At 54.3% G+C, this 21,646-nt stretch carries 16 protein-coding genes; 9 read left to right on the top strand and 7 right to left on the bottom strand.

Annotation, left to right across the window (positions count from 1 at the left end; all coding sequences use genetic code 11):
- Window positions 1-10: 10 nt before the first annotated feature.
- Genes PHT20_RS01985 through PHT20_RS01975 form a run of 3 tightly spaced genes read left to right on the top strand, consistent with a single transcriptional unit; the run spans window position 11 to window position 4,526 of the window.
- A complete protein-coding gene (locus PHT20_RS01985) occupies window positions 11-1,777 on the top strand; it encodes a type I secretion system permease/ATPase (protein ID WP_301019210.1) in 1,767 nt (588 codons plus the stop codon).
- Between the two features lie 27 nt (window positions 1,778-1,804).
- On the top strand, window positions 1,805-3,151 hold the full coding sequence (locus tag PHT20_RS01980; RefSeq protein ID WP_301019209.1) for an HlyD family type I secretion periplasmic adaptor subunit: 1,347 nt from the start codon (window positions 1,805-1,807) through the stop codon (window positions 3,149-3,151).
- Between the two features lie 7 nt (window positions 3,152-3,158).
- Window positions 3,159-4,526, top strand: coding sequence for a TolC family outer membrane protein (locus PHT20_RS01975; RefSeq protein WP_301019208.1), 1,368 nt, complete (start codon window positions 3,159-3,161; stop codon window positions 4,524-4,526).
- 83 nt (window positions 4,527-4,609) lie between these two features.
- Here the strand turns inward: PHT20_RS01975 and PHT20_RS01970 are convergent, their stop codons facing one another.
- The 6 genes from PHT20_RS01970 to PHT20_RS01945 form a co-directional block, all read right to left on the bottom strand.
- Window positions 4,610-6,433, bottom strand: coding sequence for an adenylate/guanylate cyclase domain-containing protein (locus tag PHT20_RS01970; RefSeq protein WP_301019207.1), 1,824 nt, complete (start codon window positions 6,431-6,433; stop codon window positions 4,610-4,612).
- A gap of 17 nt (window positions 6,434-6,450) precedes the next feature.
- Entirely contained in the window at window positions 6,451-7,575 is a 1,125-nt protein-coding gene (locus PHT20_RS01965) for a glycosyltransferase (RefSeq protein WP_301019206.1), read from the bottom strand.
- Window positions 7,572-8,735, bottom strand: a complete 1,164-nt coding sequence (locus tag PHT20_RS01960) for a glycosyltransferase family 1 protein (RefSeq protein ID WP_301019205.1) — start codon at window positions 8,733-8,735, stop codon at window positions 7,572-7,574. The genes PHT20_RS01965 and PHT20_RS01960 overlap by 4 nt, the downstream gene beginning before the upstream one ends.
- Complete coding sequence (locus tag PHT20_RS01955) at window positions 8,732-8,980, bottom strand: hypothetical protein (RefSeq protein ID WP_301019204.1); 249 nt, start codon at window positions 8,978-8,980, stop codon at window positions 8,732-8,734. Before PHT20_RS01955 ends, PHT20_RS01960 begins: the two co-directional genes overlap by 4 nt.
- A gap of 22 nt (window positions 8,981-9,002) precedes the next feature.
- Complete coding sequence (locus tag PHT20_RS01950; RefSeq protein WP_301019203.1) at window positions 9,003-9,710, bottom strand: Crp/Fnr family transcriptional regulator; 708 nt, start codon at window positions 9,708-9,710, stop codon at window positions 9,003-9,005.
- A gap of 175 nt (window positions 9,711-9,885) precedes the next feature.
- Window positions 9,886-11,406, bottom strand: a complete 1,521-nt coding sequence (locus PHT20_RS01945) for a hypothetical protein (protein ID WP_301019202.1) — start codon at window positions 11,404-11,406, stop codon at window positions 9,886-9,888.
- 25 nt (window positions 11,407-11,431) lie between these two features.
- Between PHT20_RS01945 and PHT20_RS01940 the strand changes: the two genes are divergently transcribed.
- Both PHT20_RS01940 and PHT20_RS01935 read left to right on the top strand, forming a co-directional pair.
- Entirely contained in the window at window positions 11,432-12,220 is a 789-nt protein-coding gene (locus PHT20_RS01940) for an ABC transporter permease (RefSeq protein WP_301019201.1), read from the top strand.
- Complete coding sequence (locus tag PHT20_RS01935) at window positions 12,217-13,464, top strand: ABC transporter ATP-binding protein (protein ID WP_301019200.1); 1,248 nt, start codon at window positions 12,217-12,219, stop codon at window positions 13,462-13,464. Before PHT20_RS01940 ends, PHT20_RS01935 begins: the two co-directional genes overlap by 4 nt.
- Here PHT20_RS01935 and PHT20_RS01930 read toward each other — a convergent pair.
- Window positions 13,461-14,771: a FecR family protein gene (locus tag PHT20_RS01930; protein WP_301019199.1), complete on the bottom strand. Its 1,311-nt coding sequence runs from the start codon at window positions 14,769-14,771 to the stop codon at window positions 13,461-13,463. The two genes, PHT20_RS01935 and PHT20_RS01930, sit on opposite strands and share 4 nt — an antisense overlap.
- Before the next feature lie 149 nt (window positions 14,772-14,920).
- On the opposite strand from PHT20_RS01930, the gene PHT20_RS01925 reads away from it, so the two are divergent.
- From PHT20_RS01925 to PHT20_RS01910, 4 genes are all read left to right on the top strand, one after another.
- On the top strand, window positions 14,921-15,742 hold the full coding sequence (locus PHT20_RS01925) for a methyltransferase domain-containing protein (protein ID WP_301019198.1): 822 nt from the start codon (window positions 14,921-14,923) through the stop codon (window positions 15,740-15,742).
- A 14-nt stretch (window positions 15,743-15,756) separates the two neighbouring features.
- On the top strand, window positions 15,757-16,797 hold the full coding sequence (locus PHT20_RS01920) for a class I SAM-dependent methyltransferase (RefSeq protein WP_301019197.1): 1,041 nt from the start codon (window positions 15,757-15,759) through the stop codon (window positions 16,795-16,797).
- An 8-nt stretch (window positions 16,798-16,805) separates the two neighbouring features.
- Window positions 16,806-18,224 (top strand): glycosyltransferase family 1 protein, encoded by a 1,419-nt coding sequence (locus tag PHT20_RS01915; protein WP_301019196.1) that lies wholly within the window; start codon window positions 16,806-16,808, stop codon window positions 18,222-18,224.
- Window positions 18,225-18,344: 120 nt separating this feature from the next.
- Entirely contained in the window at window positions 18,345-21,596 is a 3,252-nt protein-coding gene (locus PHT20_RS01910) for a hypothetical protein (protein ID WP_301019195.1), read from the top strand.
- The last annotated feature ends 50 nt before the right edge of the window (window positions 21,597-21,646 follow it).

Raw genomic sequence — 21,646 nt, 5'->3', positions numbered from 1 at the left:
CCCTCTCACTATGAAAACACCTGATTTTTTCAAACGCAGCGAGTTGACGTCCACTTTATGGGCGTTCCGGCGCGAATTTTTCATCGTCGGCGCCTTCAGCATGATTGCCAACGTCCTCATGCTCACGCCCACGTTGTACATGCTGCAGGTCTATGACCGTGTGCTGACGAGCCAGAGCGAGCTGACACTGATCGCCATGTCGCTGCTGACCCTGTTTTTGTTTGCCGTAATGGCGTTTGCCGAATGGATGCGTTCACGGCTATTGGTCAGCACCGGCGTGCGGCTTGACGAGCAGCTCAGCACGCAAGTGTTTAACGCCAGCTTTGAGGCCCACTTGAGCCAGTCCGGGACAAGCCCGTCACGGGCTTTTGGTGATCTGATCCAGATTCGCCAGTTTTTAACCGGCAACGGCATTTTTGCGTTTTTTGACGCCCCTTGGGCGCCTATTTACATGGCCGTACTGTTCTTTTTGCACCCCATGCTGGGCGTGCTGGGCATTGTGTTCGCACTGATACAAGCCGCCCTGGCCTGGTTTGGCCACCGCCACACGCTGGCCCCCTCGGAAGCCGCCACCAAAGCCGGCGCTGATGCCGGTGCATTTTTGCAAGGCAAGCTGCGCAACGCCGAAGTGCTTGAATCCATGGGCATGGTGCACAACCTGCGCGACCGTTGGGCAGCCCGGCACCAAATCCACTTGAATAAAAGCAGCGAAGCCCAACAGCTCCAGCACCGCATCATGGCTTGGAGCAAGTTCATTCGCTACAGCCAGCAGTCCTTGTCGCTCGGTGCAGGTGCCTTGTTGGTGATTGACGGTCAGCTCTCACCGGGTGGCATGATTGCAGCCAATGTGCTCATGACCCGCGCCCTGGCCCCCATTGACATGATGGTGGGCAGCTGGCGCCAGTTCATTGGCATGCGCTTCGCATTTGCCCGGCTGGAGCAAATGCTCATTGACTACCCGGCGCGCGACCCCGCCTTGAAACGTGTGGCCCCTACCGGCGCAGTCACGCTGCAAGACGTGTTTGCCACGGCACCTGGCCGCGCCGACCCCATCCTGAAAAACATCAGCCTCAATGTACCCGCAGGCACCGTCACTGCGGTACTTGGCCCTTCAGGCTCGGGCAAATCAACCTTGGCGCGTGTGCTGATGGGCATCTGGCCCGAACGCGCGGGCACGGTGCTGCTCGACCAGTTGCCCATTGAAGGCTGGAACCGGGTAGAACTTGGCCCCTATTTGGGCTACCTACCGCAAGACATTGAGCTGTTTGAAGGCAGCATTGCCGAAAACATTGCCCGTTTTGGTGAAGTAGAACCCGCTAAGGTGATTGAAGCCGCACAAAGCGCCGGCCTGCATGACATGATTTTGCGTTTTCCCAAAGGCTACGACACGCCTATTGGCGAGGCTGGCAACCTGCTGTCAGGTGGCCAGCGCCAGCGCATCGGCTTGGCACGTGCCGTTTACGGCAACCCGCAGCTGGTGGTGCTGGATGAACCTAACGCCAATCTAGACGATGCGGGTGAAGCTGCGCTTTTCAAAGCCATCGCGCAGCTCAAAGCCAAAGGCAGCACGGTGTTTTTGATCACCCACCGCCCGGGCGCCATTTCTGTGGCCGACCGGCTGCTGATTTTGCGCGATGGCCAGGTGGTGGCCAACGGCCCGCGCGACGCCGTCATTGCCGCCATGCAAACGCCGCGCCCCGCACCAACCGCCCCGGCCACCACCCCGACCCCAGTCAACCCGGCGCAATTGCCGGGTGTCACTGCCCTCCCCGCTTAACTTACTTTATAGATTGCTGAGACCGTCATGGCTATCAAAGACACTTTCAATACTGCTGCCCCGGACGCAGCCCACGACACCCAGAAACTCACAGCCCATACTGGCCGCTCGGCCCGCATCGGGCTGTGGGCGTTGGGCCTGGGTTTTGGTGGCTTTTTGCTCTGGGCCGGGCTCGCACCACTTGACGAAGGTGTGCCCAGCCAGGGCATGATCTCCATCGACACCAAACGCAAAACCGTGCAGCACCTGACGGGTGGCTTGGTCAAAGAAATCTTGGTGGGCGAAGGTGAACTGGTCAAAGAAGGCCAGCTCTTGGTTCGCCTGGACGAAGCCGTGGCACGTGCAAACTTTGAAGCGGCACGCCAGCGCTATGTGGGTTTGCGCGCAATGGAGAGTCGCTTGCAAGCGGAACAACGTGGATTGAAAAAAATCAGCTTCCACCCAGACGTGATACAAGCCGCCAACGACCCGCAAATCCGCGAAGTACTATTCACACAAGAGCAACTCTTCAACTCACGCAGCGCTGCCTTGCAAGCCGACCTGCAATCCACCCAAGAGAGCATCCAAGGCCAACAAGGCTTGATTCAGGCGTATGAAAGCATGCTGGCCAATCGCAAAAGTCAGCAAGCCCTGCTGGCCGAAGAGCTGGCCAACACGCGCAGTCTGGTCAAAGAAGGCTACGCCCCGCGCAACCGTCAGTTGGAACTGGAACGCATGAACGCCGAGTCCAGCGCCAGTATTGCCGAGCTGATGGGTAACACCATTCGTGCCAAGCGCGCCGTGGCAGAACTGCAGCAGCGTGCCATTGCCCGCCAACAAGAATACCGCAAAGAAGTTGAAACCCAGCTGGCCGATGTCGGCCGCGAGCTGCCAGGTGATGCCGAAAAATTACGAGCGGCCAAAGACGACTTCAGCCGTATTGACATCAAATCACCCGCCACCGGCCAAGTTGTTGGCCTGGCTTTCCAAACCGTAGGTGGCGTCATTGGCCCAGGCCAAAAGTTGATGGACATCGTGCCGCAAGATCAAGCCTTGCTAATTGAAGCGCGTGTTGCGCCACACCTGATTGATCGCGTCAATAACGGTATGCTGGTGGACGTGCGTTTTTCATCGTTTGCACACACCCCACAACTGGTGGTGCAGGGCAAAGTCGTATCCGTCTCGGGCGACGTGCTGGTTGACCCTCAAACCGGCGTGGGCTACTACTTGGCACGGGTAGGCGTAACCGCTGAAGGCTACAAGCAGCTAGGTAAGCGTCAGCTGCAACCCGGCATGCCGGTCGAAGTGGTCTTCTTGACGGGCGAGCGCTCCATGTTGACCTATTTGCTCAGCCCTTTGACCAAGCGTCTGGCTGCATCCATGAAAGAGGAGTAACAAGCACATGAAACACCACCTGAACCTAGACTTGCGTTACCCCTTGATTGCAAAAAACGCCATGTTATCGGCGGTGTTGCTGATCAGCACGCTGTCGGCTCATGCAATGGATTTACTGCAAGTCTATCAAGCAGCGCAGATGGAGGATGCCACCCTGATGGCGGCCAAAGCCAATGCATCAGCAGAGCGCGAACGTCTACCCCAGGCCAGATCGCAAATGTTGCCCAACCTGAGTGCAAACTTATCCAAGACCAACAACCAATTGGAGAGTACGAGTCCCAATTTTTTAGGTAAAGAGCAAACCACGAATACTGGCTACCCCAGTAGCAACAAAACTTTGTCACTGCGTCAGCCACTGTACCGCCCCCAACTAGCAGCCCAATACCGCCAAGCTCGTGCCCAGGTCGATGATGCTGAAGCAGCGTTGGCACTGGAAGAGCAAAACCTGGCCGTGCGGGTCAGCAGCGCCTACTTTGAAGCCATGCTGACCCACGACCAATTAGCCCTGGTACTGGCCCAGCAAGTGGCTTACACCACCCAGCTTGATGCTGCCCGCAAGGCCTTGGCGGCCGGCTCTGGCACGCGCACCGACATTGACGACGCCCAAGCACGTATCGACATGAACGTGGCGCTTGAAATTGAGGCACGCCAAAATGTCAGCTACACCATGCAACAGCTTCAAAGCTTTATCAACCAGCCTATTGACAAGCTGGCCACGCTCAACGTCAAAGCGCTGACCTTGACCAACCCCGAGCCCAATCAGTTAGACGTCTGGACGGCACGCGCTGAGCAAAACAGCCCCCAAATCCAGTCATTGAAAGCGCGAGTTGAGATTGCGCGCCAAGAGGTTGACAAGGCCAAATCCGGCCACTATCCCACCCTGGACGCAATCGCGCAATGGCAGCAAAGCGCTAGCGAAAACGTCACCAACACCAGCAACCGCTACACCAACAACTCTGTAGGGCTACAGCTGAACATACCTTTGTTTGCCGGTGGCTACGTCAATTCTGCCGTACGCCAAGCGCTAGCCACACAAGACCGTGCCGAACAAACCATTGAGGCTGGCAAGCGCGACCTGGGCATGCGTGTTTACAAGGAATTTCGCGGTATGACAGAAAACATGCCAAAAATCAAAGCCTTGGAACAAGCCCTGCGCTCCGCTGACCAACTGGTGCTGTCAAGCCGCAAGTCGTTCCAGGCCGGCAGCCGCACGGTGCTCGACATCTTGAATGCCGAGCAACAACGCGTTGTGGTGCTGCGTGACCTGGCGCAAGCGCGCTACATGTACCTCATCTCAAAGATCAGACTGCTGGCATTGGTGGGGGGAGCGGATGAAGGGGCTGTGAGGGCTGTCAACTCAGCCCTTCAAAATTAAGCACAGCAACTTCATTTCAGTATCAAAAATATAGCCAATTGCACAATAAATATATGGTCTAGGGGCTATTTTTATATAAATTCTCAATCCTGCACGGCAAACACCTCAATGGTGGTGCTGGTGTTACGCAGACTGATCTCCCCAAGCGATTTCGTCGTGTGCTTCATCAATTTATGCTGCGCAACAGGCCCTATCACCAGCTGTGTTGGCAGGTACCGTGCAGCGGCCTCCAACCTGGACGCAAAATTAATACAGTCCCCCACAGCGGTATAGGTGCTCCGAAAGGCAGTACCCAAATCGCCCACCAAGGCACGACCACTCTCAATGCCAATACGCACTTGCACCGGCATCCATCCCTTGAGTTGGCGACGCAAATTCAAAGCTTCAACCTCAGCCAAAATGGCTAAAGCCGCACTCACTGCCTGGTCGGCCTGATCTGAGCATGGCAGCGGCGCGCCCCAAAAAGCCACCAAACCATCCCCTGTGTATTTGTCCAAAGTGCCTTGCCAGTCCAACACAGGACGAGTCAAACAGCCCAAAAAATCTTTGGTCAACACTGCCGCATCCTCAAGTGACAAAGATGAAGTGGCACGCGTATAACCTTCCATGTCGGCCACCAACACCGTCACATCCAGCAACCTCGGCTCCAGACTATGTTGCAAATTCAGCCGCACAATTTCATCCAGCACAGGCTGCGCCACATAGTGCGAAAACGAGCGCAACAGCTGGCGCCCCCTCAGCTGTGCTTGCCACCACTCATGCGGAACAGCCACCAATAGCAAAAAGAAATACCCAAATAAGGGAGCGGTAAGCGACCATTCCGCCTGCCGTGACACCCCCCAAAACGCCAAGCCCAGCCAGCCAAAAACCAAAATCAAAAGCAGAAAAAAACCCTTCCAAGCCACCACCCTGGCCATCAAATACACAGCCAAGGCAAAGCTCAGCACACACCAAGCCAGCAGCCAGCCACGCCCTGACCAAGGTGCTTGGCGCAACCCCGCTTGCACATCAAGCAAACCTGTCAAGCTGGCTGCGTGCACCATGACACCACTGGCCAGCGGAGCCAGCGGTGTACTCACCCGATCCCCCAAGCCCAACGCTGAAGAACCCACCAGCACATAACGCCCAGCTAACAAAGCGCGTGGTGCGGTTTCATTGAGAATATCTGTGGCAGCAATGACCGTATAGGCAGAAAAATCACGTGTGTAAGGTACTCGCCATAACCCTTTTTCACCCCACGCAACAGGAGCCCTATTGGTGTTGCAGGCCAGCAAGGCACGGGCAAAATGCGGATACGTCTTACCATGAAACAAGGTTTGCATGGGTATCTGACGCAACACGCCATCAACATCCGGTACATAGCCAATATTGCCTACACAGCTGGCCAACTCCAAGCCAACATGATTACCCATGTAGCCAAAGGCCTGAGCGCCCCCGCCTTCGTCCAGAGGGCGCCAACCGCCAGCAAGCACACCCTGCACATTAGGCGAATCCCGCCGGCTGTAGTCAAAAATTTGCGCCAAAACCAGCGGTGCATGTTGGGCAAGGGATGCCAAGCGGGCATCTCCTTGTGGGTCTGCCGGCTCCGGAAACACAATATCCAGACCCACAGCACGCGCACCGTAAGTTTCAAGCAAAATTTCAACCAAGTCAGCCACGCGCTGGCGCGGCCAAGGCCAAGAGCTCGTGTCGCGTAATGCAGCTTCACTGATATCCACCACCACCAAGCGCTGCTCCTGTTGCTGGCTTGCGGTATAGCGCAAAAACACATCGCGCGTGCCTTCGTCCAACCGGTCTAGCCAGGGCGGACGCAGCCATTCCAAACCCAGCGCCAGCACCAACGCAGTCAGACCTAAGCCAGCGCGCACCCACCAGACACCTGATAAGTGAGCGCGTCGACTGGTCATATCAGCGCTGTCAAGCCTCAAGCCAGCAATTCATCATAAAGCTGGCGATACGCAGCACCCACCACCTCGGGTCTGAAAAATTGCCCCCACCGCTGGCGCGCACCTGCGCCCAAGCGCTGGCACAGCGCATCGTCGCCCGCCAACGTCCGCATGGCCTGTGCCAAGGCATCAGCATCACCGGGAGGAACTACCAAGCCAGTTTGGCCATGTTGATTGACCCACGTGGTGCCCGTGCCAATTTCACAACAAATTAACGGCTTGCCGGCGCGAGCCCCCTCTAGCAGAGTAATGCCAAAAGCCTCAGAGCGCAGGTGCGATGGAAACACCACGGCACGGCACAACGCTATCAAGGCGTTTTTATCAGCATCATCGAGCGCACCTAAAAAATACACATGACGCAAGCCCAGAGCATGCGCCAAGTCGCGCAGACGTTGACCCTCTGGACCCTCACCAACAATCACAACAGGCGTGGTCACCTGCGTTGCTGCTTGCAGCAAAAATTGCAGCCCTTTGTAGTACCGCAATACGCCCACAAACAAAAAGAAATTGTGACCGAGCCGGGTACTCCAGCGCTCACAAAGTGAAACGTCAACAGGTGGAGCATCTTCCAAGCAATGTGGAATACAAGTTAGCTTGTGCTGATAGTCACGCAGCACCTCGCTGCTTTGTGCGTAATTAGGCGATGAAGCCACCACACTGGCAGCTACCCCCAGCAATTTGCGGCGCAGCGGCGCATAAAGCTGCCCCAAACCCAGGCTATTTTGTCGCACAATGTCTGATACATAAGTCACAAGCACCGGCTGTTCACGCCTGCGAACAAAGGGCAGCAGCATGTCGGCAAAAGGCCAAGGGTAGTGAATTTGAATGATGTCACATTGAGCTGCTGCTGCACGGCAGCGCTGCACCGCATCCAGACCACCAAAGTCGCAAGAAGCCAGTTCGAACCACGAGCGAGCGCGCACCAAACACCCTTCTGGTAAAGTTAACATAACCGGCTCCGGGTTTCGAGCCAACGCAAACACGACATTCTCAACACCCATCTGGCTGGTAGCCAAACACAACTGCCGTATCGACTCCTGCAAGCCGCCCTGGGTTTCTGGAAAATACGTACGGTACAGGTGCAGGACACGAACCTTGCTCATACTGCACGCCCACGGCTTCGCATGACCTGCTTGTATACGTCGACAGTTTCCCGTGCGCAGCGCTCCCAGCTAAATGACTGAGCACGAGCCAAACCCTTGGTACCCAGCGCTTGCGCAAAAACCCGGTCTTCAAGCATGAGTTGCAAGCTGTCGCGCATAGCGCTCACATCATCCGGATTCACCATCAACCCAGCATCACCCACCACCTCAGGCAGCGAAGTCTGGTTTGATGTCAGCACCGGCACGCCTGAGGCCATGGCCTCCAGCGCAGGCAAACCAAACCCCTCGTATCGCGATGGGTAGCACAGCGCCGCAGCCCCGGCATACAAGGGAGGTATCAACGCATCGGGTACATAGCCCAGCAATCGCAGCTCCCCCTTATCTATCAACACTTGGGCTGACTGCATCAGCTGCTGCGTATTCCATCCACTCATGCCAGCCACCACCAACGGATAGCGCTGCCGCAGTGCTGCAGGCAACCCCGCAAACGCTGTAAACAAAGTGGTTAAATTTTTACGTGGCTCAAGCGTACCCACACACAATATATAAGAACCAGCCACCAGCTTCAACTCGGCCAGTGGCACCACAAGTTCAGCAGGATTGTGGGGGCGAAAACGCGCATCAGCTGCCAGATAGGTGGTGGTTATTTTTTCAGAAGGAATATCAAACCAACGTTGTAAGGCATGCCCCGAAGACTCTGAAATCACCACAATGTGATCTGCGCGATCCAATGCCCTGGGCATCTCGCGCTGCATCAACCTGACCCGTTCTATGGGATGCGTATCAGGGTGATCAAAGCAAGACATATCGCAAATCGTCAACACCAAGGGGCCATCAAACGGCATAGGCACATAGTTAGGCTCATGATACAACGCGTCCTGCAAGGCAAATCGGGTCTGATAGGCAAATAGAGCCTTCTCGACCAGGCGTCGTGCCGTGCGGGGGTAGGGCACAAACCGTTGTGCCAGCCCATTCACACGCGTCAAAGTTTGCGCCGTGCGCTCACAGGGCAGGTGCAGCCCTTTTTCAATGCGCAAACCGTAGTGCACACAGACCTCTGCCAATTGCAGTTGATCCATGGCGGTAAATAAGTGGCGAATGTATTGACCAATACCGGTCAATGGTGAAAGCAGCGGAACACCATTCACTAGAACCTTCATGTCAAAGCAAAACTCCAAATTAAAACAACATAAGTCATAAATGCCATCAAAATGCCAATCATGTTGCCAAACAAATCATACAAACAGAAACCGCTACCATAATATCGATCCCATACTTCTTTAAAAAACCCGATCAAAAAAACCAGAAACAATGAAACCGGCTCCGACAAAAAAATCAAAGCGACTGCTGTCAACCAAAAACTCCATAAAATATGTTTTATTTTATCTTCTTCTTTGATTTTCATTGGTAGCATAGAAATAAAACTTTTAATATTCATTTTTATTTTCGATAGATATGTAAATATTCTTCAAATCATTTGGTTTTCTGATGATAAGTCGGCGTAAGTCTTTTTCAACAATACCATCCTGAATTAAAAACCTTACTGCCCGAGACACCGTTTCGCGGCTGGTGTTCACCATAATAGCCATCTCCTGTTGGGTTGGAATGTTATCGATCACAACCAATCCGCCCGGTGCGACAGTAGCAAACTGATTCAGCAACGCAAATACCCGTTGGAAAGCATTTGGAATACCCAGAATTGCCCGGTAATTAGTTACTGTGCGAACAGATGCTGCCATCTTTCGAAGCAGTCGCTCTGCAATCAGCGGATTTTGTGTAATCAATGCCAAGGCATGTGTACGCGAAAGCGATGCAACAACTGAATTCTCTGTAGCCATCACCGATGCCGACCGGGTTAATCCATCAATAATAGATAGCTCACCAAAATAGTCGCCGGGATTCAAAAAATTCAACCCAATGGCGCGACCATCTTCCGCAAAATCAATGACTTGCAAACGCCCCACAAGCAAAAAAAACAAATACTCCCCGACGCTACCCTTATGGAACACATGGCAGCCGCGCGCAACTTTTTTTACATATAAATTCGACCCAATTTTTTTGTACGTTTCTGCATCTACCCCGGCAAGCAGCGGAATTTTCTGCAGGTGAATGGTAATAGATTGCTTATTTAGCAAAAAGTGTTCCTCGCAATTTAGTAACCATCAACACATGGACACCAAGGGGAAAAATCTGTCAACGCGCGCAGGGTGTGAAACACACTTCAAACATATTGTAAAGCGCGTCATTCGCCCGGTGATCTCTTGAGCGGCTATGCGAACGACTCCAGCCCTGGCAAGCCGATCCAATGCTTCAACGCCAATCCCATTCAAGCGTCGTTGTGATGGCTGAAGCACCATGAGTAAACAGTGCGACAGTGTCTACACTGCGTGACAGCTGTGCATCCACCCCCCATTGCCAATGCTTTGAAATACGATAACGCCATGCGGCTTGCCAGAACGTTTGCATGTTTTGCCGCTTCACGTCACCCAAAAACACAGCGCTGTAAGCGAGATTGTCACGTTTCCAGATGCGCCGATGCGTAACTACTAAAGACTGATTTGGCGCAAACGTCCAATGAGCGGTCGCCTGTGCCAATGGTCCAACTCGGTTACCACCTGGGCGATCAGCAAGTGCATGGTCATAGCTCCAACCAAAATCCGCAGCCAGATTAAAGGCTGAATTGTTCAGTATTTGTAATCGTGCCCGTAACTCTACCTGGCGCGAATGATAGTCAGGTAAAGTCGGATAATTAAAGTCTGCAACTGAAGCAACCCACTCTGATTGCCCCCACATGGTCGAGCCTGCAAATACCACTGAATTCAAATGAACCTGAGCGCCAAACTGCTGACGCAGCAAGACGCCCTGCCACTCCACCTGGACGCCCCCAAACTGTGTTCGACGCGCCAGCAAGCCTTGAACAGTAGTGTTGTCAAAAGTGTGTTGCATAGCGTGCGATGTATTCTTTAAAAAGATCCCGCCGCTCCAGCCGGAGCCACCGGGTTGACGAGAATAGACGGCTTCGGTAGCCCAAAAGTTGTCATTTTTGGGACGCGATTTTTCAGACAGCTCCAGCGTTACACCTAACGGTGCCGAATACAGGAGTCCACTTACGGGTGCTTGATTCAAATTGATTGCCCGGCCAAAACTCGTACTCAACACCGCGTGCCAAGCTGTAGCAGGGGGCTGGCAACTTCTCATCCTATAAAACTTGATAAGCGCCTGAATAGCCGGGGGCAAATCGGGGATTGCTAGCAAACGTTCAAACAGCAGTGATGCATCTTGCAGAAATTCCCCCTGACAATAAGCCAAAGCCAAATCCAGCAATGCACCCTGGTGATTGGGGTGACGTTCCACAATGACCCTGAACCCATCGATGGCAGACTGTGTTCTGCCTTCACCCAAGTCGCCAAGCGCGCGGCTGTAAATGTTGTCGTCGTCATCGGCCTGTGGTGCTGCGATACTGAGCTGCAAAGGTGCCAAACAAAGAGTCAACATCAGAATCGCCCAGAGGATAGGCTTGAACGATAATACAGCCACGTTAAGCGCTGTGACAACTCTGTTTTTTAACAAATGGCTGTGTGCTGCCAGAGCGGCAAATAGTTGTTGGCCAAGCGAAGCATGCCACAGGGAGCTAACCAGCCACCGGCGAGGTGTTACACAACCTGAGCGACGCAGCACTGGCATCATGAATTTGCTGCCACTGTTGTGACCCGTTGTAGTAGATGCTGTGACCATACCCATAGAAGACCACGCGAAGAAATAACCACCATTTTTTAACCCCTGCCGTCCATAACAAATTACAGCAAATGCCTGACACACGAAATTCAACAAAGCCAGATAAGGGGCTGCGCCGCTTATGATTTTAAAGTTATGGCAATACCGCGGGTTTATTGTGCACAGCCTGTTGCAAGAATTCAGAGCCCGATATGCCGGGTCTGCGTTTGGAATGCTTTGGGCTGTCATCAACCCTTTTGTGCAAATTCTTGTGTACACGCTTGTGTTCGCACACGTCATGCGCGCGCGCATGCCGGGGCAAGCTGAAGACGTGCTGGGCTATAGCATCTACCTTTGCGCTGGTCTTATTCCGTGGACGTGTTTTGCTGAAATTGTGGCGCGCTCCACCAATATGTTCATTGAGCATGGCAATCTGATCAAAAAGTCAGCATTTCCCCGGGTTTGTTTGCCGGTCATTGTGCTATTTTCCTCGTTGATTAATTTTGCAATATTGCTGGGCATTTTCCTGCTCTTCATGCTACTTGTCGGGCGTCTGAGCTGGTCTGCTTTTTTTCTCTGCATTCCATTGAGCTTACTGATGATCTTGCCAGCGGTGGGGTTGGGGCTGGCGCTCGGAACCCTGAATGTATTCTTTCGCGACGTGCATCAGGTGCAGGGCATTTTGCTGCAGTTTTGGTTTTGGTTGACACCAATTGTCTGGCCGGTTGAAGCTCTACCACCAGCCCTGCGTTCATGGCTGCCTTTAAACCCACTTGAGCCCATGGTGAATGCCATGCACAGCTTGTTTCTTGGCTCTGGCAACCTCGATACGATGGGTCTACTGCGGGGAGCGTTATTTGCAGTAGTAACACTTTGGATCGGTTATGCCATGTTTCGAAGCAGAGCTTCAGAATTTGCAGACGAATTATGACAAACGGCAGTATTCAATTGCATGGCGTTGGTAAATACTACAAACGCTATGCCAGCAATGGCAGCAAGGCTGCTGAAATTTTTTCCTTTGGATGTCTGATGCGTCACACCCCGCATTGGGTGCTGAAAAACATCGATCTAACTATCGCAACGGGCGAGGCTGTGGCGTTACTCGGCTACAACGGTGCTGGCAAAAGCACTCTGCTCAAGCTAATTGCAGGCACTACCACCCCCTCAGCTGGAAGCGTACATCTGGAAGGCCGCCTTGCTGCGATTCTGGAGCTTGGCATTGGGTTTCATCCCGAGCTCACAGGTCACCAAAACATACGCATGGCGGGACGACTCATGGGGCTATCGGGTGCTGAAATTACCGCATCACTGAACGATATTGCAACTTTTTCCGAACTATCAGACCGCCTAGACGAACCTTTGCGCACCTATTCCAGCGGCATGCTAGCGCGGTTGGCCTTTAGCATCGCAACAGCCATACGCCCAGACATACTTATCGTTGACGAAGTGCTCTCTGTTGGTGATGCCTACTTCCAGCACAAAAGCTTTGCGCGCATCCGCGAGTTTCGCCGACTGGGTACGACGCTTCTATTTGTATCACATGATTTTGGTGCCATACGAGCCCTGTGCGATCGGGTAGTACTAATTGAAAATGGTACCAAACTCAAAGACGGCAACCCATCAGACATACTTGATTTTTATCATGCACTCGTGTTAGACAGAGAGCGCAAAGCCGGCATTATTCAGCAAACTGGGGGGCAGACCGGAACAACCACCCAATCCGGCGGTGGCGAAATAAAAGTTGAAGCCATTGAATTGCTGGGGCGTGATGGGGCTGCCCGCTCATTGCTCAATTGCGGTGAAAGCAGCATGCTGCGCCTGGCGTGTCGGGTGTATCAGAACACCCCATCCTTGGTGGTCGGCATCATGTTTCGCGATAAAGTAGGTAACCCTGTTTTTGGGACCAACAGTCACCTGATGGGTCAAACGCTGACCAACCTGCAAGCCAATGAATTGATCACGATTGAATTTGAGCAGACACTAGACTTGGGCGCCGGCAGCTACTCGGTCAGCTTTGGCCTGACCGACACAAGCGACGGAGTCAGCCACACCTATGACTGGAAAGACGGAGCCTTGGTGTTTGAGCTTATCAACCGGGATTACCCCCCCTGCATTGGAATGGCGCTGCTTAAACCCCAACTAACCATCAACCGTACCAGCGATCAAATTAATTAGTTTCTCTTGCGCCAGAAAGTGCCACCTGCACCAATCACCTGTGGACCCACGCGGCCTGAGAAAATATACGCAGCTTGGTCTGCCGGACTGCCCGCCAGACCGCCCGCCAGTGTCATATTAGAGCGACCTGCATTTGCCTCGAAAACACCGTTTCGCACCAAGTTGCCCATGGCAACAAAGTTACCTGTGTAGCCACCACCATCCAAACTAAACTGCGTCACAAAAGTTTTTTTGCCAAAGTCTACGGACAAAGTGGGGTTGGTTATTTGTGCAGCCACAGCCGCGCCTGCATTGTTATCAAGATAAAAACCCGCTTCAAACGCACTCAAGCCGAAATGCACCACCCCTGCGCCAGGCATAACCAGCGCATCATTCTGGCGTGCCACAACATACGATGGCCATGAAATACCCAACGGTTCAAGTCCTTTTACAAACTCTGCCAAATCAGTCCCTGGCCCCAAGTTGGCAACCGGCGCCCAACGCCCCCAAAAAATTTGTTGCTCACTCATCTTGGGCACAACAGAAGCCACAGCCACCGGGGGCACAACCGGTGCTGGCAACAAGTTGGCAGTTGAAATCAGGCTTTCATCGCGACTCAAAATCGAATCAGTCAAACTACTGCGATCAGTGCGCTTGCCTGGCAAACTATCCTCATGACTGGCCGGTGGTGCGATAATATCTGGCATCATGTGCTTATAAGCAGGATTAGCCCTGATGTCAAGCGTTTTCGCTCCCAAATGACTGGCCGTGATGGACAACAACAAATCTTTTGAGGCTGACAACGTTGTTGCCGTGTCTGAACTGCAAGGCCCCAGACCTGCCCGGGTGCAATCTGCGGTAAATTGACTGGCCACCACCGCACCGGCGTTCACCATGATGAAGGTAGCACCAGATGTGACTGAAACTACAAAATCGGTTCCCTTGACACCTATGGCAGCCAAAGGCGTATTAAATCGAAACCGTTCTTTTGCCTGCTCAGCCACTTTGCCAGTAATCGCTCGCGCAACACCTTGCACCAGCTCAAGCTGAAAAGCACTTTGTGAAGGATGCTCTGGCACGGGAAGATACAACGGAATCCTAACCACAGTTTTGGGACGCAGAACCAGAAAACCGTCATCTGCCAAGCGCAAATACAAATGCCCCTCAGGACCGGTTTTCAGCAGGGCGCCCTCAGGCACCGTGGCGCCGACAGACAGAGACTCCAACACCCCTGCCCGGTCAATAAACGTATCGCCCTGCGTATACAGCACCACAGCGACGCCTTGCGCAAACGCCTGATGCGCCCCCCCCAGCATGACAAAACTCACCAATATGCACAGCCATTGGCGTGCACAACAATTGACAAACCTGAGCTTCATACATCCTCGATAGAGTAGATGTGATAAGTATAATTCTTTATCCTGGCAACATCAGAGCTACTCAATGCCAGGGTGCATCACCCAACACGCCACCCGCCATGCCCGTCACACACATCACCACCCCCCCCACTTTTTCCAATCCCGTATCCCAAGCCTGTAGCCAAGCACAGTTTGACACCCCCGAATTTCAATTTTGGTGCCGTGAAGTGCGTGAGCCCTTTCGCTACCACCGCAAGCTCTGGGAATACTGTTACTTACTACAAGTCTTATCTCACTCCGGAATGATGGCACCCGGACGCAAAGGCGTGGGCTTTGGTGTGGGTCGTGAAACATCAGTGGCTGTGCTGGCCGCGCGCGGGGTACAGGTCACGGCCACAGATCTTGATATGGACTCTGCACAACAGGAATGGGTACTTACCGGCCAACACGCTGGCAGTTTGGCTGATCTGAATGAGCGCTGGATTTGCCCGCCAGACACCTTTAGCAATCTGGTTGATTTTCGGGTGCAAGACATGAACAACATCTCGCCAGACCTCAGCGGCTACGATTTTGCATGGTCGCTTTGCGCCTTTGAGCATCTTGGCAGCATTGAAAAAGGCTTGGCTTTTGTCAAAAACTCACTCAACTGCATCAAGCCTGGTGGACTTTTGGTGCACACCACAGAGCTGAACTGCTTCTCAAACGACGAAACTCTTGACAACGGCCCCATTGTGATCTTTCGCCGCCAAGACTTTGAAAAACTGGCCAGTGAGCTCGCTGCCGCGGGTCACGAAGTCACGCTTAACTTCACCCTAGGTGATGATGACCTTGATCGCTATGTTGATGTTGCACCCTACACCGATCGGCGCCATCTCCGGCTCAGTTTGGGCGGCCAAGTCACCACATCTTTTGGCTTTGTTGTACGCAAAGCGCAGGCATAGGCTGGATCCCAAACATGAAAAACTATCAAGGCATTTACCAGCTTCCGCTTTTGGGCAAAATTTTTCGGTGGGTGCACCGGCTAGCCACCATTGGACGCATTGAAACCGAACTCAATCAGCGCCTCACAGAGCTTGGTCTAGCCGTCCAACACGCTTCCACCTGTGCCCATCAGGACACAGCACAAGCAGCACAAAACACCTCGCAAGCCATCACCAATTTGACTGATCAATTTGATCGACAGTTTGAATCTTTTCGCGGTGAAATCAGCCACGCCATCACCAGCCAGCGCAACGAATGGAAAACCACGCTTGCCACCAACAGCCGCACCCTAGAGCGCACTACCCAAGCCCTGCTTGCGGCACAGGGCAACACCATGCTGGCACCGCTGGCATCTCGCCTAACTGCGCCCGACATTTATCTAAAGTTTGAAGATGCTTTCAGAGGACGTTGGAAAGTAGAGGAGCGCGTGCGCTGGTACATCCCCCACGTGCGTGAAATCATGGCCTTGGGCAGCCAAAAACCCATGCTAGACATCGGCTGCGGCCGCGGCGAATGGATGCTAGAGCTCAAACGCAACAACTTCACAGTGCTAGGCGTAGACCTCAACCCCAACATGGCCGATGCCGCACGAGCTCAGGGCCTAGAAGTGGTCTTGGCAGACGCAGTGGCACACCTCAACAACCTGGACTCAGGTTCGCTCTCCGTCGTCAGCGCCTTCCATTTGGTAGAGCACCTGCCCTTTGATCAAATCATGGTGTTGATAGAGGCTGCCTTTCGCGCCCTCATGCCCGGTGGTTTGCTTATCCTCGAAACCCCCAACCCCGAAAACCTGGTGGTGGGAGGCTGCACCTTTTGGTACGACCCCACCCACATTCGCCCACTGCCACCGGCCATGCTGCGTTTTTACGTTGCGCAAGCGGGTTTTGACCCCGTGCGCACAGCCCGCTTTTATTTACGCACCGACGGCCCCGACCATGCCACCGTAGACGTTGACGTGTTGCCCAGCATAGATGGCCCCCTAGACTACGGCTTGCTTGCACACAAACCGCGTTGAGGCTCAGCATGAGCAGCAAACCTTGGGGACTACGCCTGGCCAGCATGTTGTTTCACCCTTTTCCACGCGCCAAACACTTTGTGGTACATCGTGTATTAGCACCTTGGCACAACTGGCGCTCTCGCCGCGCTGATGCAGGCCGGGTTCCTGTCACCGAACCCAATCCGGGGCTAGAGCTTAGACTCCTTAAGCTTGAGGGGGCGCTGCACCTCATGCGTGTGGGTCAACCACAGCTTGCAGCAGGCACCATCGGCCCTGTCACCAGCCCAATGCGCCGGTTGGTCTTGATGGACATGCGCATCACCCAAATCAGCATGCGCGAGCGCGGCATACCCCGCTACACCACAGCGCTGGCACAGGCACTGCCAACGCATTTGGTCGATGCCGACATGGCCTATCTGGTGGACCCAACTCAGCCCATGCCCGATGCCATAGCCGCTCTCAAGGCGCATGGCCGCATAGTGTACGGAGCAGCCGAAATCAGCGCCCTGCCGCATGTCAGCCATTTCTTGCAAAGCTGCATTTTTGAGCTACACAAAGATGCAGAAGAGCTGTTTCCGGCAGAACTGGCTCGCTTTCGTCCCCACCTCAGCGCCATTGTTTACGACCTCATCCCCTGGTTATATCCGCAACAATACCTGGCAGACCCCTACCTGGCGCGGCGCTACGCCTACCAGCTCAGTCTACTGCCAGCAGTGCATCACCTGTTTGCCATCAGCGAATGTGCGCGCGAAGATATCATACGTATTGGTAATTTACCACCCAGCAGCATCACCAATATCTACGGCGGCATTGACGAAACCCGCTGGCTCACAGCGCCAACCCGGCCAGCAGATCCACAAAACATTGAAATTTGCAATGAGCAAGGCGAGCGCTTTGTGCTGCGTGCACCTTATTGGCTGTATGTAGGCGGGGACGACTTTCGTAAAAACGTGCAAGGCCTGGTGCGCGCCTTTGCCAGCGTCTTGGCTGAATTGGCACCAGCGCAAGGCCGCCCAGCCTTAGTGATTGCCTGCAACCTGCGCCCTGCGCAGCGCAAAGACCTGGTGTCTTTGGCAGACACCTTGCGAATGCAACCCGGCGTAGACATCATCATCACAGGCTATGTCAGCGATGCGGTACTGGCCACTTGCTACAGCAACGCCTTCGCTACGGTGTTCCCCTCACTCTATGAAGGTTTGGGGCTGCCGGTGCTAGAGAGCTACCATTTTGGTGTGCCAGCCCTAGCCTCAGGCACGTCATCTTTGACCGAGGTCACCCCTCCCAACTGCCAATTTGACCCAAGTTCAGATGAAAGCATAGCCCAAGCGATGTTGCGCATGCACCACAGCCCCACCCTGCGAGCAGAATCGCTGGCCTATGGCGCCCACATCCTTGCCAAATGCAATTGGCAGCGTGCAGCCTCCAAACTGGCAAGCCACCTATAGCATCGGGCTCGGCATGCATCGATGTGATGCACATCACATCTTGGGTGCAGACACATCGTAAACAATGAGCATGTGCGTAGAAAGTTTACTTTCTGCTAACATTCTCAATGTCTTCAGCGTTTGATTCGCGTCGAATGTTGTCGAAAATTTGGTTTCAGTTGTTTTACTTTTTTGGAGATTTATATGTCAATTGCTGTTGCTGACCAACTATTTTTGGCCTACATGGGGCGTGCTGCTGACACACAGTGGCGCTCAAACACGGCCACCCTGACCACCGCCCAAGGCGACCAACCATCGGCTGCATTGCAAACCGCGTTTTACAACGTGGCTGTGGCCGAAGGTGTGTTTGCCGCCACTGACAGTGTGTCGACTCTTGTTAACAAAATCTTTTTGAACCAGTTTGGCTTTGCTGCTAGCGCGTTTGAGCAAACCGCCTGGGGCAATTTGATTGCCAACGGCAGCGTTTCGCGCGAAGCTGCTGCATGGACTATCTTCGCTTCGTACCTGGGCGCCACCAATGTGCCTGACGCTTACAAACTGCCCGCGCAGTCCAAGCTGATTGCCATCGACGCGTTTAGCAATGCGCTGACAGATCCAACCCTCAATGCGGCTTATTCGCAAGTGGGCAGCGCTTCTGCTGCTGCAGGTCGCACATATTTGTCAGGCGTGACCAGCCAAGCTACTGCTGCAGCTGCTGTCACGGGTGTGGCAACTACAGTAAGTGGCTTGGGCACGCTCACTACTGGCTCGGCTTTCACGCTCACTACTGGTACGGACAACCTGACCGGCGGCACGGGCAATGACACCTTCACCGGCACCTACGACGGTGCTGCTACCAGCACCTTCAACGTCTCTGACGTTCTGGCTGGCGGCGCTGGTACCGACGTTCTCAATATCACCGCGACCGACGACGCAGTTGTGACCCTGCCGGGCGCGCTGGTTAGCGGCATCGAAACTGTCAATGTCCGTAACGTTGATGGCAATGCAACTGCTGAGGTTCTGACGGTTAACGCGAGCAACTTCGTTGGCGCAACCTCTTTCAATGCTGATCGTTCCACCGACTCCGTTACCTTCTCCAATCTTGGCACTGGCGCCGCATTCGGCGTGATCGGTAACGGCACCGTTGTTGGTGGTGCTGTTGTGGCTGGCTATGCCACAACGACTGACGCCGTAACCCTGAATATCGCTGACGGCACGAAGATGACTGCCGGCGTGACCATTACCGGTACTGCCACGTCTGCCACAATCAACTCCACCGGCGCAGCCAATACCATCGGCACCGTTGATCTGGCCCAGGCATCCCTGACTTCCGTCACTATCAACGCCGCCTCCAACTTGAAGGGTGACCTCCTGTCCCAGGCTACCGACCAAGTGGGTACTGACGGTGCTGTGACCATCTCCGGCGCTGCGACCACGGTTGAGCTCACCGCCGCTCTCGACAACACCATCAAGACCATCAACGCTTCTGGTCTGACCGCTGGTGGCGTGAAGGCCACGCTGGGTACCGGTACCGAAGACTACAAGGGCGGCGCTGGTGTTGACACCATCACCCTGAACACTGGCGTGAAGACGGCCACCTTCGGTGCTGGCAACGACGTTGTCACTACCGCAGCCGTGAACACCACGACCGCTGGCGCAATCTCTGGCGGCGACGGTACTGATACGCTGGCTGTGGCTGCGACGACGGATGTGGACAGTGCCGCTAAGCGCGCTGTTTACACCAGCTTCGAAACGCTGCAAAACAACACCACCAGCAACATCTCTGCTGATGGCTACACCGGCGTGACCTCGGTCATCACCAACGGCATCAACGGTGGTTTCACTGGCCTGAACGCAACGCAAGCCGCTGCTGTGACCAACAAGGTTGATCACACCGCGGTTACCCTGGCGCTGACTACTGCTACCGGCACCGCCGATGTGCTGTCTGTGACGCTGCAGAACGCCACGGCTACCGCTTCCGCTGACTTGGCTGGCGCAACCGTCAACGGTTTTGAAACTCTGAACGTCACCTCCTCCTCTGGTAACGTCGACGAAACCAACGCTGCCGCCAACATCGTTAGCTTTGCTGCTGCAACTGACCTGACCGCGATCAACCTTGCTGGCGCTTACGCTGTCAATCTGATTCTGGATAGCACCAGCAAGGCTGTGACTGTTGCCAATACGCTGTCCGGCACTGCTGCGATGCGCGTGGAAGGTGAAGTGATCAAGGGTTCCTCTATCACTACCACTGCCAACGGTGACACCATCGAAACCGCGCTGGCTGCTGTGGCTGGTGTTGCTGGTGAATATGTCACGTACAACGCTGGTGCTGGTGACGACGCCATCTCTACTAGCTTGACTGGCCTGAACAACGTCAACAACGCCCAGGCTTCTCTGAAGATCGACGGCGGTGCAGGTACTGACACGCTGACGTTTGCAGCTGCTGATGCAACGTTTACTGACGCACGCTTCCAGTACGTCACGAATGTTGAAAAAGTCACTCTGGCAAACACCACCGCTCTGACCTTCACGACCGGCGGTTTCTTTGATAACAACTTCAAGGCTTCGGGTGTCACGCTGACCACCGGTACCGTCGCTGACGCAGCCACGATCTCTATCGACTTGGCCTCCTTCACTGGTGCAGCCAAGGTTGTGGCAACTTCCGCTGGTCTTGGTAACGCAACCAGCGAAGACCTCTCCATCAACACTGGTAGCGGTGCTGATGATGTGTCGCTGACTGCTAGCTCTTGGGTTGGTGCTGCTGGTGCGGCTTCTAACATCACGGTTGGAAGCGGCGCTGGTGCCGACAAGATCAGCCTGACGATTGGTAACCTGCTGGCAACCACCTCGGGCAACATCGTGGTCAACGGTGGTACTGGCGCTGACACGATCACTGTGTCGCACACCAACGACACGACCGCTACTGCGTTGATCAGCTTCAAGGTTGTTGATGGTGACTCCACTGCTGCTGCTCGTGACAAGATCACTGGCTTCCTGAAGGCTGATGGCACTGACCGCTCCGACGTTCTCGACTTCGACACCGCGAACGTTGCAGCTAACACTGCTGGCACCAACGGTACCGACAGCGGCACCATCAAGTCGCACGCCATCGCCAGCGGTATCATCACGTTTGATGACATCGACAGCTTCACGACTGCCCTGACTGTCAATGAAGCCAACCTGGCTGATGTTCTGTCCTACGTTGCGACCAACATCAGCACCGCTGGTGACACGGTTGCTTTCGCTTTCGACAGCAACAGCGACGGTACGGCTGATGCCACCATCGTGTTCAACCAGGGTGCAAGCGACTCCGTGATCGAGCTGGTCGGCGTTACCGGTGTTACTGCAATCGGCGCAAGCGCTGTTACGGTTAACCTGGTCGCCATCGGCTAAATAAACGCGGAGTACATCCTCAAAAAATTGAGGGTGTATTAGCTTTAAAA

The organism is Rhodoferax sp. (assembly GCF_028715765.1).
Classification (GTDB): domain Bacteria; phylum Pseudomonadota; class Gammaproteobacteria; order Burkholderiales; family Burkholderiaceae_C; genus Rhodoferax.
This window is presented reverse-complemented; position numbering and strand designations above follow the sequence as displayed.

Excerpts from the sequence above, each read along its gene's own strand:
- PHT20_RS01985 (WP_301019210.1), top strand. The coding sequence starts at position 11 with ATGAAAACACCTGATTTTTTCAAACGCAGCGAGTTGACGTCCACTTTA.
- PHT20_RS01980 (WP_301019209.1), top strand. The coding sequence starts at position 1,805 with ATGGCTATCAAAGACACTTTCAATACTGCTGCCCCGGACGCAGCCCAC.
- PHT20_RS01975 (WP_301019208.1), top strand. The coding sequence starts at position 3,159 with ATGAAACACCACCTGAACCTAGACTTGCGTTACCCCTTGATTGCAAAA.
- PHT20_RS01970 (WP_301019207.1), bottom strand. The coding sequence starts at position 6,433 with ATGACCAGTCGACGCGCTCACTTATCAGGTGTCTGGTGGGTGCGCGCT.
- PHT20_RS01965 (WP_301019206.1), bottom strand. The coding sequence starts at position 7,575 with ATGAGCAAGGTTCGTGTCCTGCACCTGTACCGTACGTATTTTCCAGAA.
- PHT20_RS01960 (WP_301019205.1), bottom strand. The coding sequence starts at position 8,735 with ATGAAGGTTCTAGTGAATGGTGTTCCGCTGCTTTCACCATTGACCGGT.
- PHT20_RS01955 (WP_301019204.1), bottom strand. The coding sequence starts at position 8,980 with ATGAAAATCAAAGAAGAAGATAAAATAAAACATATTTTATGGAGTTTT.
- PHT20_RS01940 (WP_301019201.1), top strand. The coding sequence starts at position 11,432 with ATGATTTTAAAGTTATGGCAATACCGCGGGTTTATTGTGCACAGCCTG.
- PHT20_RS01935 (WP_301019200.1), top strand. The coding sequence starts at position 12,217 with ATGACAAACGGCAGTATTCAATTGCATGGCGTTGGTAAATACTACAAA.
- PHT20_RS01925 (WP_301019198.1), top strand. The coding sequence starts at position 14,921 with ATGCCCGTCACACACATCACCACCCCCCCCACTTTTTCCAATCCCGTA.
- PHT20_RS01920 (WP_301019197.1), top strand. The coding sequence starts at position 15,757 with ATGAAAAACTATCAAGGCATTTACCAGCTTCCGCTTTTGGGCAAAATT.
- PHT20_RS01915 (WP_301019196.1), top strand. The coding sequence starts at position 16,806 with ATGAGCAGCAAACCTTGGGGACTACGCCTGGCCAGCATGTTGTTTCAC.